The sequence below is a fragment of the Neorhizobium tunisiense genome, assembly GCF_039631515.1.
In the GTDB taxonomy this organism is placed as follows: domain Bacteria; phylum Pseudomonadota; class Alphaproteobacteria; order Rhizobiales; family Rhizobiaceae; genus Neorhizobium.
Genome location: NZ_JBDIUU010000002.1, coordinates 207,802 through 220,527, shown reverse-complemented (window position 1 = coordinate 220,527; position 12,726 = coordinate 207,802). Strand labels below are relative to the sequence as shown.

At 62.8% G+C, this 12,726-nt stretch carries 12 protein-coding genes and 1 pseudogene; 5 read left to right on the top strand and 8 right to left on the bottom strand.

Annotated features, from left to right (window positions below; all coding sequences use genetic code 11):
• Positions 1 to 79 precede the first annotated feature (79 nt).
• Positions 80 to 1,507, top strand: a complete 1,428-nt coding sequence (locus ABCW43_RS10125) for an amidase (RefSeq protein WP_345923787.1) — start codon at positions 80 to 82, stop codon at positions 1,505 to 1,507.
• Positions 1,508 to 1,639: 132 nt separating this feature from the next.
• Here ABCW43_RS10125 and ABCW43_RS10120 read toward each other — a convergent pair whose 3' ends face one another.
• A complete protein-coding gene (locus ABCW43_RS10120) occupies positions 1,640 to 2,557 on the bottom strand; it encodes a LysR family transcriptional regulator (protein WP_345923785.1) in 918 nt (305 codons plus the stop codon).
• Positions 2,558 to 2,671: 114 nt separating this feature from the next.
• Between ABCW43_RS10120 and ABCW43_RS10115 the strand changes: the two genes are divergently transcribed.
• A complete protein-coding gene (locus tag ABCW43_RS10115) occupies positions 2,672 to 3,847 on the top strand; it encodes an acyl-CoA dehydrogenase (protein ID WP_345923783.1) in 1,176 nt (391 codons plus the stop codon).
• 94 nt (positions 3,848 to 3,941) lie between these two features.
• On the opposite strand, the gene ABCW43_RS10110 is transcribed toward ABCW43_RS10115, so the two are convergent.
• The 3 genes and pseudogenes from ABCW43_RS10110 to ABCW43_RS10100 form a co-directional block, all read right to left on the bottom strand.
• Positions 3,942 to 4,433 carry an SRPBCC family protein gene (locus tag ABCW43_RS10110; RefSeq protein WP_345923781.1) on the bottom strand — a complete coding sequence of 164 codons (492 nt, stop codon included), beginning with the start codon at positions 4,431 to 4,433 and terminating at the stop codon, positions 3,942 to 3,944.
• Positions 4,414 to 4,533, bottom strand: a pseudogene (locus ABCW43_RS10105) (ArsR family transcriptional regulator); the annotation flags it as partial. The gene ABCW43_RS10110 and the pseudogene ABCW43_RS10105, both read right to left, overlap by 20 nt.
• Positions 4,534 to 4,584: 51 nt before the next feature.
• Positions 4,585 to 5,058: a VOC family protein gene (locus ABCW43_RS10100; RefSeq protein ID WP_345923780.1), complete on the bottom strand. Its 474-nt coding sequence runs from the start codon at positions 5,056 to 5,058 to the stop codon at positions 4,585 to 4,587.
• A 218-nt stretch (positions 5,059 to 5,276) separates the two neighbouring features.
• On the opposite strand from ABCW43_RS10100, the gene ABCW43_RS10095 reads away from it, so the two are divergent.
• The 3 genes from ABCW43_RS10095 (at position 5,277) to ABCW43_RS10085 (ending at position 8,686) form a co-directional block, all read left to right on the top strand.
• Positions 5,277 to 5,858 carry a cupin domain-containing protein gene (locus ABCW43_RS10095; RefSeq protein ID WP_345923778.1) on the top strand — a complete coding sequence of 194 codons (582 nt, stop codon included), beginning with the start codon at positions 5,277 to 5,279 and terminating at the stop codon, positions 5,856 to 5,858.
• Positions 5,859 to 6,014: 156 nt separating this feature from the next.
• Positions 6,015 to 7,451 carry an NAD-dependent succinate-semialdehyde dehydrogenase gene (locus tag ABCW43_RS10090; RefSeq protein ID WP_345923776.1) on the top strand — a complete coding sequence of 479 codons (1,437 nt, stop codon included), beginning with the start codon at positions 6,015 to 6,017 and terminating at the stop codon, positions 7,449 to 7,451.
• 137 nt (positions 7,452 to 7,588) lie between these two features.
• Complete coding sequence (locus tag ABCW43_RS10085) at positions 7,589 to 8,686, top strand: DNA alkylation repair protein (RefSeq protein WP_345925407.1); 1,098 nt, start codon at positions 7,589 to 7,591, stop codon at positions 8,684 to 8,686.
• 226 nt (positions 8,687 to 8,912) lie between these two features.
• On the opposite strand, the gene ABCW43_RS10080 is transcribed toward ABCW43_RS10085, so the two are convergent.
• The 4 genes from ABCW43_RS10080 to cysP are packed head-to-tail and all read right to left on the bottom strand — an operon-like array spanning position 8,913 to position 12,710.
• A complete protein-coding gene (locus ABCW43_RS10080) occupies positions 8,913 to 9,935 on the bottom strand; it encodes a sulfate/molybdate ABC transporter ATP-binding protein (RefSeq protein ID WP_345923774.1) in 1,023 nt (340 codons plus the stop codon).
• Positions 9,932 to 10,819 (bottom strand): sulfate ABC transporter permease subunit CysW, encoded by an 888-nt coding sequence (cysW, locus tag ABCW43_RS10075; protein ID WP_345923772.1) that lies wholly within the window; start codon positions 10,817 to 10,819, stop codon positions 9,932 to 9,934. Before cysW ends, ABCW43_RS10080 begins: the two co-directional genes overlap by 4 nt.
• A gap of 2 nt (positions 10,820 to 10,821) precedes the next feature.
• Positions 10,822 to 11,664, bottom strand: coding sequence for a sulfate ABC transporter permease subunit CysT (cysT, locus tag ABCW43_RS10070; protein WP_345923770.1), 843 nt, complete (start codon positions 11,662 to 11,664; stop codon positions 10,822 to 10,824).
• Between the two features lie 59 nt (positions 11,665 to 11,723).
• Positions 11,724 to 12,710, bottom strand: a complete 987-nt coding sequence (gene cysP, locus ABCW43_RS10065) for a thiosulfate ABC transporter substrate-binding protein CysP (protein ID WP_345923768.1) — start codon at positions 12,708 to 12,710, stop codon at positions 11,724 to 11,726.
• Positions 12,711 to 12,726: the final 16 nt, after the last annotated feature.

Below are 12,726 nucleotides of genomic sequence, written 5' to 3'. Positions count from 1 at the left end.
CGACCAATATCCCCACATCCTGCCTTGACTCTTTGCCTTCGACCAGTGGAAATCCTTGGGTATTCATGAGGGAAGAGTGATGAATAACGACGAGATCACCGGGCTTTCGGCAACCGCACTTTCGGAGGCGATTCATGACGGCCGGGCGTCCTGCGCCGCCGTGGTGACGGCCTATCTCGACCGGATCGACCGGCTCAATCCGGCGATCAACGCAATCGTCAGCTTGCGCGGCCGCGACGAACTCCTGGCCGAGGCGGCTGGATGCGACGCCGAGCTTGCCGCTGGCAGGTCGCGCGGCTGGATGCATGGAATGCCGATCGCCATCAAGGATCTCTGCGAGGTAAAGGGCATCCGCTGCACCTACGGCTCGCCGATCTTCGCCGATTTCGTACCTGAGAAGGACGAGGTGATGGTCGAGCGCATCCGGGCAGCCGGTGCGATCATCATCGGCAAGACCAATACGCCCGAACAGGGCCTCGGCTCGCAGAGCTACAACCCGGTGCATGGCGTCACCAGAAACCCCTACGACCTCACAAAGACCGTCGGCGGATCGAGCGGCGGCGCGGCCGCGGCTCTCTCCGCCCACCTCCTGCCGGTGGCCGATGGCGGCGATCAGATGGGTTCGCTGCGCAACCCCGCCGCCTTCAACAACGTCGTCGGTTTCCGCCCGAGCTTCGGCCGCGTCCCCTCCTCCCTCAAGCCCGAAACCTTCTTGGGGCAGCTTTCGGTGCTCGGCCCGATGGGCCGCACGGTGCGCGATGTCGCCGCCCTGCTTTCCACACAAGCCGGCTACGATCCGCGCGATCCCCTGTCCTTGCCGACCGAGGACCTGACGCCGCAGGAGGGCCGCGATTTCTCAGGCGCCCGCATCGCCTGGCTCGGCGATCTCGGCGGTTACCTGCCCTTCGAGCCCGGCGTGCTGGAACTCTGCCGCTCGGCATTGCCGGTTTTCAAGAAGATCGGCTGCAACGTCGATGAGATGGTGCCCGATTTCGACATGGCGGATGTCTGGCGCTCCTGGACGACGCTGAGGAGCTGGCTGACCGCCAGCGGCATGCGCGACAACTATGACGATCCGGAAAAGCGCGCCAAGATGAAGCCCGAGATCATCTGGGAAATCGAGCGCGGCCTCGACATGACCGCCCGCGAAGTCCATTTCGCCTCGAAGCGCCGCAGCGCCTGGTATCAGTATCTGCTGACGGTATTCGACCGCTACGACTACCTGATCCTGCCCTCCGCCCAGGTCTTTCCCTTCGATGCCGGCACCCATTGGCCGAAGGAAATCGGCGGCCGGACAATGGATACCTATCATCGCTGGATGGAGGTCGTGATCCCCGCCTCGATGGCCGGCCTGCCGGTCGCCGCCATGCCCGCAGGTTTCGGCGACAACGGCCTGCCGAACGGCATCCAGATCATCGGCCGCCCACGTGCGGACAAGGCGGTACTGGAGATTGCGCTTGCTTATGAGGCGGCGACGGAATGGTTTGATCGGCGGCCGAGGCTTTAACCGAGGCGGCGCGGCAAACTTAACCCTCCCCCTTGTGGGGAGGGTGGCCGGCAGGCGGGAGGGGTTTTGATGCGGAGCGAAGTCCCCTCCCCAACCCCTCCCCTCAAGGGGGAGGGGCTCCACGCACCCGCTCTACCAGCCCACAACCTCTTCCCGATACCGCCCGACCTCCTCCAGCAGCCACGCCCGAAACGCCACCACCGGCCGGAAATCCCTCTTGCTCACAGGCGCAACCGCATAATAAGCGCTGGGGCTCGTCACCTGATGCGGGAAAGCCTCGACGATCTGGCCGGTCGCCAGTTCCGAGTCGATCAGGAAGAGCGGCATCAGCGCCACGCCCAGGCTGGCGATACAGGCCTGCGCCACGCTGCCGAACTGCTCGAACCGCATGCCCTGCGACGGCGTGCCGGAAACGCCGAGGCTCTCGAACCAGTGGTTCCAGGCGCCCGGTCGGGAGGCCATGTGCAGCAGCGGCAGGCGCATGAGGTCCTCGCCCTTTCTAATCGGATGCGAGGCGAGGAACGCGGGAGAACAGACCGGCGCCACCATTTCATCCATCAGGAAGGTGCATTCCGCTCCCGACCAGTCCGGCTGACCAATATGGATCGCCATGTCGATGCCATCGCGGTCGAAATCGAAGACGCCGATACGGGTGGCGAAATTGAGGGTGATCTCCGGATGGCGGGCGACGAATTGCGGGATGCGCGGCATCAGCCAGCGGGTGCCGAAGGTCGGCAGGATCGCGAGGTTCAACTGGTCGCTATGCCGTTTGGTCATGACCTGCAATGAAGCGGAGCGGATCTGCGACAGTGCGCTCGCCACGACCTTGGCATATTCCGCCCCCGCGGATGTGAGGCTGACGCCCCGGCTGGTGCGGTCGAAAAGCTGGATACCGAGCTGCTCCTCCAGCCCCGAAACCTGCCGGCTGATCGCCCCCTGCGTCAGCGACAGCTCTTCGGCAGCCCCTGAGAAACTGCCGAGCCGGGCGACGGAATCGAAGGCCGCGAGCGCGGAGGTGGAGGGTAGCAATTTTCGCGAGAGGCTGACCATTGCCTATTACTATAGATCATGGCCCAATGAGTAAACGGTGCTTGCTCTCGGGCGCTGAGCTGGCGATAATTCTTTAAACTTCAATTTGCCAGATTTCAAACCGGAGGCAGACCCTTGGCTTTTTCCTGGAACGATCCTTTTCTTCTCGAAGAACAGCTGACCGACGAGGAGCGGATGATCCGCGATGCGGCTGCAGCCTTCGCCAAGGCCGAACTCCTGCCGCGCGTCCAGGAAGCCTATCTGGATGAAACCACCGACAAGGGCCTCTTCAAGCTGATGGGCCAGACCGGCCTGCTCGGCGTGACCCTGCCGGAGGAATACGGCGCCGCCAACGCCTCCTATGTCGCCTACGGCCTCGTCGCCCGCGAGATCGAACGCATCGACAGTGGCTACCGCTCGATGATGAGCGTGCAGTCGTCGCTGGTCATCTACCCGATCTTTGCCTACGGCTCCGACGAGCAGAAAAAGAAGTATCTCCCCGGCCTCGTCTCCGGCGAGCTGATCGGCTGTTTCGGCCTGACCGAACCGGATGCCGGCTCCGATCCGGGCGGTATGAAGACCCGCGCCGAAAAGATCGAGGGCGGTTATCGCCTGCGCGGCTCCAAGATGTGGATTTCCAACGCCCCGATCGCAGACGTCTTCGTCGTCTGGGCGAAATCGGAAGCCCATAACAACGAGATCCGCGGTTTCGTGCTCGAAAAGGGCATGAAGGGCCTTTCCGCCCCGAAGATCGGCGGCAAGCTGTCGCTGCGCGCCTCGATCACCGGCGAGATCGTCATGGACAGCGTCGAAGTCGGCGAAGACGCGATCCTGCCGAACGTCTCGGGCCTCAAGGGGCCCTTCGGCTGCCTCAACCGCGCCCGCTACGGCATTTCCTGGGGCGTCATGGGTGCGGCGGAAGACTGCTGGTTCCGCGCCCGCCAGTACGGTCTTGATCGCAAGCAGTTCGGCAAGCCGCTCGCCGGCATGCAGCTCTACCAGAAGAAGCTCGCCGACATGCAGACCGAAATCGCGCTCGGCCTGCAGGCTTCGCTCCGTGTCGGCCAGCTGATGGACCAGCACAAGATGGCCCCGGAAATGATCTCGATCGTCAAGCGCAACAACTGCGGCAAGGCGCTCGACATCGCTCGGGCTGCCCGCGACATGCACGGCGGCAACGGCATCCAGATCGAATACCATGTCATGCGCCACTCGCAGAACCTCGAAACGGTCAATACCTACGAGGGCACGCACGACGTCCACGCACTGATTTTGGGCCGCGCACAGACGGGCATCCAGGCGTTTTTCTGAGAAGGGCTTTAGCCTCTTCGGCAAATCAGCCCGGTCGCTTCCAGCGCGCCGGGCCTTTTTGTTCCCGTGTTTCAGCCAAACAGCGATCGTGAGGTTAGGCGCTCGCGCCCAGGGTGACGAGAAGTTCATCCAGCTGCCCGAACTGTTCGGGCATCGCACCCTCCATGCCGGCACAAGATTCGTCGCACGCTTCCTTGGAAGGATAGAGTTCGCTGAGGACCAGCAACGTCTTGCCATCCCGTTCTTCGAAGGTGACCGTCGTGACGGAGCCGTTTTCGCTTTCGTCATTCGTCCAGACGAGGCGCGACAGCGGCGACACTTCGAGATATTTGCCGAAGAAGGTCATGGAATTGTCGGCGTCATGTCCGAACGTCACGCTATAGCCGCCGCCGGTGCGAGCATCCATCTCGCAGGAAAGAAGCGGGACGCCGCTGGATTTCGGCGCCCACCACTGCTTGAACAATTCGGGCTTGGTCCACGCATCGTATACGAGGCGAACCGGGGCGTTGAAGCTGCGCGTCACGACGAGTTCGCGCTCGGATCTCCGTTCGACCACCGTTCGACCGTCACTCACACTCTTGCCCATCGATTTTCTCCTTCCGTTTCAAAGCGTCGACGACTTCGTCCAGCGCGTCGAAGCGCGGCTTCCTGGTCTTGCGGCCCTGTTCGATCCAAGCCGCTTCTTCCGCCGGCTGACATGGCCAGCCGGCGATGAACCCAAATTGGGGGATGTCGCCTTAACCCCGCCGGGCAGCTTCGATCGCAGCGACGTCGATCTTCTTCATGGTCATCATCGCCTCGAAGGCACGTTTCGCCTCGCCGCCGCCGACAGCCAGGGCTTCAATGAGGACACGCGGCGTGATCTGCCAGGAGATACCCCATCTATCCTTGCACCAGCTGCATTCGCTTTCCTGACCGCCGTTACCGACGATGGCGTTCCAGTAGCGATCGGTCTCTTCCTGGTCCTCGGTCGAGATCTGGAAGGAAAACGCTTCGTTGTGCTTGAAGGTCGGGCCGCCGTTCAGGCCGATGCACGCCACTCCGGCAACGGTGAATTCCACGACAAGTACGTCTCCTTGCTTGCCGTCCGGGTAATCGCCGGGCGCGCGCATTACGGCGCCGACCGCGCTATCCGGAAAAGTTTCGGCATAGAAGCGGGCAGCCTCCTCGGCGTCCTTGTCGAACCATAAGCAGACCGTGTTCTTCGCCATTGCATTTCTCCCTTTTCAACTGGTTGCGCGGTCGCCGATGGCGACCATATCTCAAAGACGAACGTGCTTTCGCTAATCCGACATCCAGCCGAAAAAAACTTGCATCCCCTCACCAACCGCGCCGTTTTTCGTCATTGGAGAAATTCCCACCTTCGGTGTATCAGTGAAACGCTGCCGTGATCGGCGGCGAGGAAATGAAACAAAGGTCGTTTTGAAGAATGCACGCCATGGAGAATGCGGCGGAAGGGGCCGGTGGCGGTTTCAATGTCGGCGAGCGTCTTTGTCTGGTGCGCAAGCAGCACGGCCTGTCGCAGCGGGCGCTGGCGGTCAAGGCGGGCGTCACCCATTCCCTTGTCTCGCTGATCGAGAAAAACAAGGTGAGCCCTTCGGTCGCCTCGTTGAAGAAAATCCTCGAGGCAATCAACTATCCGCTGACCGACTTTTTCGCGCTGACGCTGCCGCCGGTCGACCAGGTGTTCTACCGCGCCGATGAACTGACGCCGCTTTCGACCGGCGCTTTGACGCTGCTGCAGGTCGGCGACGCCAAATCCCACAGCGTCCAGATTTTCCACGAGTTCTACGAGCCCGGCGCCGATACCGGCGAGACCATGCTGCAGCATGATGCCGAAGAAGGCGGCGTGGTCGTCGCCGGCGAACTGGAGCTGACCGTCGGCGGCCAGACGCGCATCCTCAAAAAGGGCGACGCCTTCCTCTTCGACAGCCGCCAGCCGCACCGATATCGTAACGTCGGAACCGAGCGCTGCGAGGTGGTAAGCGCCTGCACGCCACCCTATCTTTAGGGAGAACGAAGTCCAGACTTCATCCCGCGCCCTATGAATGTTGCCACATGGACGTTGATTGTTCCTGTCAATTATTTTAGGTCGCAGACTGACATTCCCGCTCCTTCTCCCACGCCCAAAAGCGGCGTTTCCAGCCTTGAAACGAAAGTAGACACCATGCACAGCTATCCCGACGTCAAGCTTTTCATCAACGGCGAATGGCGCGATGCCATCGGCGGCGAGACCATCGACGTTTCCGATCCCGCGACGGAAGAAGTGATTGGGAAGATCGCCCATGCCCGCAAGGCGGACCTGGACCTGGCGCTGGAAGCCGCCGAAAAGGGTTTCAGGATCTGGCGCGACACCTCGCCCTTCGACCGCTCCAAGCTGATGCGCAAGGCTGCCGACCTGCTGCGCCAGCGCGTCGACCAGATCGCCTATTACATGACCCGCGAACAGGGCAAGCCGCTCGCCCAGTCGAAGATGGAAGTCATGGGCGCCGCCGACACGATCGACTGGTTCGCCGAAGAGGCGCGCCGCACCTATGGCCAGGTCATCCCGGCCCGCTTCGCCGGCGTCTCGCAGCTCGCGATAAAGGTGCCGGTCGGTCCGGTCGCAGCCTTCACGCCCTGGAATTTCCCGCTTAACCAGGTGGTCCGCAAGCTCTCCGCAGCCGTTGCCACCGGTTGCTCGATCATCGTCAAGGCGCCTGAGGAAACCCCTGCCTCGCCCGCCGAGCTGATCCGTGCCTTCATCGATGCCGGCGTGCCCGCAGGCGTCATCAACCTCGTCTATGGCATTCCGGCCGAAATTTCCGAATACCTGATTCCGCATCCGGTCATCCGCAAGATCTCGTTCACCGGCTCCACCCCGGTCGGCAAGCATCTGGCGGCCCTCGCCGGCAAGCACATGAAGCGCGCCACGATGGAACTCGGCGGCCATGCGCCGGTGATGATCTTCGACGATGCCGACCTCGAAAAGGCGATCGAAGTCACCGCCATGTCGAAATTCCGCAATGCCGGCCAAGTCTGCGTCGCACCGACCCGCTTCTTGGTTCAGGACGGCATCGCCGACAAGTTCACCGCCGGTTTCGTCAAGGCGGCACAGGCGATCAAGGTCGGCAACGGCCTGGAAGACGGCGTCGGCATGGGCCCGCTCGCCAACGAGCGCCGCATCCCGGCGATGGAAGCGCTGATCCAGGACGCCATCACCCACGGCGGCGAGCTGAAGACCGGCGGCCACCGCATCGGCAACAAGGGCCACTTCTTCGAGCCGACGGTTCTGTCCGAAGTGCCGACCTCGGCCAAGATCATGAACGACGAGCCGTTCGGCCCGGTCGCGATCATCAACCGCTTCTCCCATTACGACGACGCGATCGCAGAAGCCAACCGCCTGCCCTTCGGCCTTGCCTCCTACGCCTTCACCGGCTCGGTCAAGACCGCCCATGCGCTCAGCCGCCAGGTGGAAGCCGGCATGCTGACCATCAACCACAACGGCCTTGCGCTTCCGGAAGTGCCGTTCGGCGGCATCAAGGACTCTGGCTACGGGACGGAAGGCGGCTCGGAAGCCACCGAAGCCTATCTCGAAACCCGTTTCGTCAGCCAGATGAGCTGATCTGACGGTTCTTGAACTGACTTCTCAATGCCGGTCGGTGCTCGCGCATCGGCCGGCTTTTTCTTTTGCCCTTGCCGGTGGCGTCCGAGTCGAATACCAAAACAAACAGTGAACATCCGGAAAAGCCCATGGCCGAGATTGAGACCGAAGCAGCACCGCTCCTGAAGGAAATCTTCAACCGCGACCGCCTCGAGCATTTTGCAGTGGAGACCAAGGACATCGATCCCGACTTTGACGGCGAGCGCTTTCTCACGCTCGCCTCCATTGGCCTCGACGATCTCAGCATCATGCAGCGGCTGCGGCAGATCGCGGTCGTCTATCACGACACCTTGCCCGGCGGTTTTGCGACCAATCTCGAAATCCTCCGGGCACTGGCGCCGCGCATCAACCACGGCTTCGCCTCCATAGTGCTACCGGAATATGTGGCGCTCCACGGCCATGACCATTTCGACCTGTCGATGGATGCACTTGCGTTCTTCACCCGCTTCGGCTCATCGGAATTCGCCATTCGGCATTTCCTGTTGAAGGACCTTTCCCGCACGCTGAAGGTCATGGAGAGGTGGTCCCTCGATGAGAACGAGCACGTTCGCCGGCTTTCGAGCGAAGGTTGCCGACCGCGCCTGCCCTGGTCGTTCCAGTTAAGAGACCTGATATCGGACCCCTCGCCCGTCGCGCCTATCCTCGACAACCTGAGGAGCGACCCGAGCCTTTACGTGCGCAAATCGGTGGCCAACCATCTGAACGACATCACCAAGGACCACCCTGCCTGGGTATTCGACAGGATTGCCAACTGGCCGAAGGACGATCCGCGTACGGCCTGGATCATGAAACAGGCGCTGCGCACCCTGATCAAGAAGGGTGATACCAAGGCGCTGCACCACCTTGGCGCCGGCGAGAAGGCCGAGGTGAAGGTCGAGAGTTTTGCGGTGACGCCGTCGTCGCTGAAACTCGGCGGGGCGGTGAAGATATCGGCCAGGCTCGTGTCGACGGCGTCGGCGCCGCAGAAGCTCGTCATCGACTATGCCGTTCATTACGTGAAGAAGGGCGGCGGCACGTCGAAGAAGGTCTTCAAGTGGAAGGAGGCCACCCTCGATCCGGGCCAGACCTTGGAACTCGCCATCAGCCGCGCCATACGCGACTTCACCACCCGCGTCCACTATGCCGGCCGGCATCCGGTCGAGCTGATCGTCAATGGCGAGGTATTGGCTGAGGGTGCGTTCGAGCTTCTGGCTTGAGTGTTTTCGGCGAGGTTGCGGGTGCCGTCCCCCTCACCCCGCCTCCGCTACGCTCGGCGTACCTCTCCCTGAGGGGAGAGGATGAACGGCGACGTTTGCGCTCCGGAAAAGTCAGGCAAAGGGGTTACGAAACGGTGCGGCATACCTCTTCTCCCCAGCGGGGAGAAGGTGCCGGCAGGCGGATGAGGGGGTGGCGGAGCCACTCTCCCCGTTCGTCCTCCCGCGCTCACCCCAGCGCAAACACCTTTGCCCTGCGCAATGTCACAAAACCACCCTCGCCCGCCTTGACTGTCCGCTCCGGCTCGACGTCGAATTCCAGCTGATCGCCGGTCTCCGTTGTCGCCAGCACCCGCCGGCCGTCCGGGCGGTCGAGCACGCGGGTGATGCTGGCCGGAATGCCCGGCCCCTGCGCGGACCAGTCGAGATCGGCGGGACGCGCGTAAAGTTCCGCCTTGCCGTCGGCCATTCCGGAAACATCGATCGCGGCACCGCTCGCGTAAGCCTTGCCGTCGCGGACTTCCGCAGCGAGCACGTTGGCGTCACCGAGGAACTTCATCACGAAGGCGGATTGCGGGTTGCGGCAGACTTCCTCCGCCGTGCCTTGCTGGATGATGTGGCCGTCTTTCAGGATGACGACGCGGTCCGCGAGATCCAGCGCCTCCTCCTGATCGTGGGTGACGAAGATCGTGGTGATGCCGAGCTCGCGGTGGATCTCGCGCAGCCAGCGGCGCAGGTCATGGCGCACATTGGCGTCGAGGGCACCGAACGGCTCGTCGAGCAGCAGCACCTTGGGATCGACCGACAGCGCCCGGGCAAGCGCCACGCGCTGCCGCTGGCCGCCGGAAATCTGCGCCGGGAACCGGTCGCCCAGGCCTTCGAGGCGCACCAACCTCAGCAGATCTGCGACGCGCGCCTCGATGGCCGCCTTCTCGCGCTTCACTTTCGAGACCCTCATGCCGAAGGCGATATTTTCCGCCACCGTCATATGCGGAAACAGCGCGTAGTGCTGGAAGACGAAACCGACGCCGCGGTCGCGTACCGGAATATCGGTGGCATCCTGATCGCCGAAATAGATATGGCCGCCATCGGCATATTCGAGGCCGGCGACCATGCGCAGGATAGTCGTCTTGCCGGAACCGGAAGGGCCGAGCAGCGCGACGAGTTCGCCGCTTTCGATCGTGAGCGAGACGTCCCGCACGGCACGAAAGGTTTCGAAGGTTTTGACGACGTTTTCGAGGCGGATTTTCATGAGGTTTTCTCCGCGGGATTGGTGACCAGAGCCGGGCGCCGAACGCGGCCGGCCCCCTGGCGCTCCAGTGTCACCTTGGCAATGATGGTGAAGACGGCGATGAGCGCCAGGATGGAGGCGGCGGCAAAGGCGCCGGCCGCCTGGTAGTCGTGATAGAGCAGCTCGATATGCAGCGGCAGCGTATTGGTCTGGCCGCGGATATTGCCCGAGACGACCGAGACGGCACCAAATTCGCCCATCACGCGGGCATTGCAGAGAACGACGCCGTAAAGCAGCGCCCATTTGATGTTCGGCAATGTCACCGAGAAGAAGGTCCGCCAGCCGGACGCGCCGAGCGAGGTGGCAGCCTCCTCAAGATCGCGGCCCTGCGCCTGCATCAGCGGGATCAGCTCGCGCGCGACGAAAGGCGCTGTCACGAACATCGACGCGAGGATGATGCCGGGGATCGCAAACAGGATCTTGATGCCGTATTCATCCAGCATCGGGCCAAAGATGCCCTGCAGGCCGTAGACGAAGAGATAGGCGACACCGGCGACAATCGGCGAGACCGAAAACGGGATCTCGATGACGACCAGCAGGAAACGCCTGCCCCGGAAATCGAATTTGGTGATCGACCAGGCGGCCGCGACACCGAAGGCGGTGTTGACCGGAACGGCGACGATCGCCGCAAACACCGTGAGCCCGATCGCATGCAGCGTATCCGGGTGAATGATCGTGTCGCGGTAGACGGCCCACCCCTTCGAAAAGGCCTCGACGCCGATGACGACCAGCGGCGCAACGATCAGCAAGGCGACGATCACCAGGACGATGCCGATCAGCATCCGGCGGAACAGCGGCTGGTCGCCGACGCGCGGCGGCTTTCTGCCTGTACGGGTCGCGCCCATGGTCACCCCCTCACCGTATAACGAAGTGCCCGCGACTGCATCCAGTTGGTGAGCGCGAGCATGACGAAAGCCGCGATCAGCAGCACCGAGGCGATGGCGGCGGCGGCCTGGTAGTCGTATTCCTCCAGCCGGATGAAGACGAGAAGCGCGGTGATCTCCGTCGACATCGGCTGGTTGCCGGCGATGAAGATGATCGCGCCGAATTCACCGAGCGAGCGGGCGAAGGACAGCGACACGCCGGCAAGCAGCGCCGGGGCCAGAAGCGGCAGGATGACCTTGCGGAAGATTGTCCAGTCCGAACCGCCGAGCGACTGCGCCGCCTCTTCGAGCGCCGGATCCAGATCCTCCAGCACCGGCTGCACGGTGCGCACGATAAAGGGCAGCGAGGTGAAGCACATCGCGATCATGATGCCGAGCGGCGTATAGGCGACCTTGATGCCGAGGCCGGCGAGGATGGAGCCGAACCAGCCGTTGGTGGTGAAAAGCGCCGTCAGGGCGATGCCGGCCACCGCCGTCGGCAGCGCGAAGGGCAGATCGACCATGGCATCGACGATCCGCCAGCCCGGGAACCGATAGCGCGTCAGCACCCAGGCGAGCGCCAGGCCGAAGAACAGGTTGAAGACGGTGGCGCCGAGCGCCGAAAGCACGGTGACGCGGTAGCTCGCGAGCGCCCGGGACGAGGAGACGATCCGCCAATAATCCTCAGGGCCGAGGCTCGCTGCCTTGAAGACCAGAGCTGCCAACGGCAGGACCACGATAAGCCCGACATAGAACAGCGTCACCCCCAGCGACAGGCGTAACCCGGGCAGGACATTGCGTCTCAAGCGGTCGTTTCCTCTTTGCATGGTAAAGCCCGGCGAACTTTCGTGCGCCGGGCAAGGCTTGGTTGAAGTCCAGTCTGCGCTTAGCGGCTGCCGTACAGCTTGTCGAGAGTGCCGCCGGAGGCGAAGTGGTCCTTCTGGATCTTGTCCCAGCCGCCGAAGACGTCGTCGACCTTGACGAGGCGGATTGCCGGGAACTGGTCCTTGACCTCGGCGGCGACCTTTTCGTTCTGGACGCGATGGCCGAACTGGGCAGCGATCCGCTGGCCTTCTTCCGTGTAGAGGAAGTCGAGATAGGATTTTGCGAGGGCTTCCGTGCCGCGTTTCTTGGCAACCTTTTCGACCACCGCAACCGGGAACTCGGCGAGAAGGCTGACCGACGGGATGACGCTCTGGACCTTGTCGGCGCCGTACTGCTTGACGATGCCGCGGGTCTCGGCCTCGAAGGTGATCAGCACGTCGCCGGTTTCCCGCTCGACGAAGGTGGTGGTGGAAGCGCGGCCGCCGGTATCGAAGACCGGCACGTTGTCGAAGATCTTGGTGATATAGGCATCGATCTTCTCCTGGTCGTCCTTATAGGCTTCCTTGGCCCAGGCGTAGGCGGCGAGATAGGTGTAGCGGGCGTTGCCCGAGGTCTTCGGGTTCGGGAAAACGGCGTGCACATCCGCGCGAGCGAGATCACCCCAATCCTTGATGTTCTTCGGATTGCCGGCGCGCACCAGGAAAGACGGGAAGGAATAGAAGGGCGAGGCATTGTTCGGGAATGCCTTGGTCCAGTCCTTGGCCACGAAGCCTTGTTTGGCGAGGAAATCGATGTCGGTCGACTGGTTGAAGGTCACGACGTCGGCTTCGAGGCCTTCGGCGATCGAACGGGCCTGCTTCGAGGTACCGGCATGCGACTGGTCGATGGTAACGCCCGGATGGCTCTTGATGAAGGCCTCGTTCTCGGCGACGAACAGTTCGCGCGATACGTCGTAGGAGGCGTTGAGCAGCTTCGTCGGCGACTGGGCCAGCGCGGGCTGAACAAAAAGCGCGGCAACTGCGGTGCCGAGGATTATGAGGCGGTTCATGCAAGTCTCCGGTGTT

Coding starts and splice junctions, on each gene's coding strand:
- ABCW43_RS10125 (WP_345923787.1), top strand. CDS start 80: ATGAATAACGACGAGATCACCGGGCTTTCGGCAACCGCACTTTCGGAG.
- ABCW43_RS10120 (WP_345923785.1), bottom strand. CDS start 2,557: ATGGTCAGCCTCTCGCGAAAATTGCTACCCTCCACCTCCGCGCTCGCG.
- ABCW43_RS10110 (WP_345923781.1), bottom strand. CDS start 4,433: ATGGGCAAGAGTGTGAGTGACGGTCGAACGGTGGTCGAACGGAGATCC.
- ABCW43_RS10100 (WP_345923780.1), bottom strand. CDS start 5,058: ATGGCGAAGAACACGGTCTGCTTATGGTTCGACAAGGACGCCGAGGAG.
- ABCW43_RS10095 (WP_345923778.1), top strand. CDS start 5,277: ATGCACGCCATGGAGAATGCGGCGGAAGGGGCCGGTGGCGGTTTCAAT.
- ABCW43_RS10090 (WP_345923776.1), top strand. CDS start 6,015: ATGCACAGCTATCCCGACGTCAAGCTTTTCATCAACGGCGAATGGCGC.
- ABCW43_RS10080 (WP_345923774.1), bottom strand. CDS start 9,935: ATGAAAATCCGCCTCGAAAACGTCGTCAAAACCTTCGAAACCTTTCGT.
- cysW (WP_345923772.1), bottom strand. CDS start 10,819: ATGGGCGCGACCCGTACAGGCAGAAAGCCGCCGCGCGTCGGCGACCAG.
- cysT (WP_345923770.1), bottom strand. CDS start 11,664: ATGCAAAGAGGAAACGACCGCTTGAGACGCAATGTCCTGCCCGGGTTA.
- cysP (WP_345923768.1), bottom strand. CDS start 12,710: ATGAACCGCCTCATAATCCTCGGCACCGCAGTTGCCGCGCTTTTTGTT.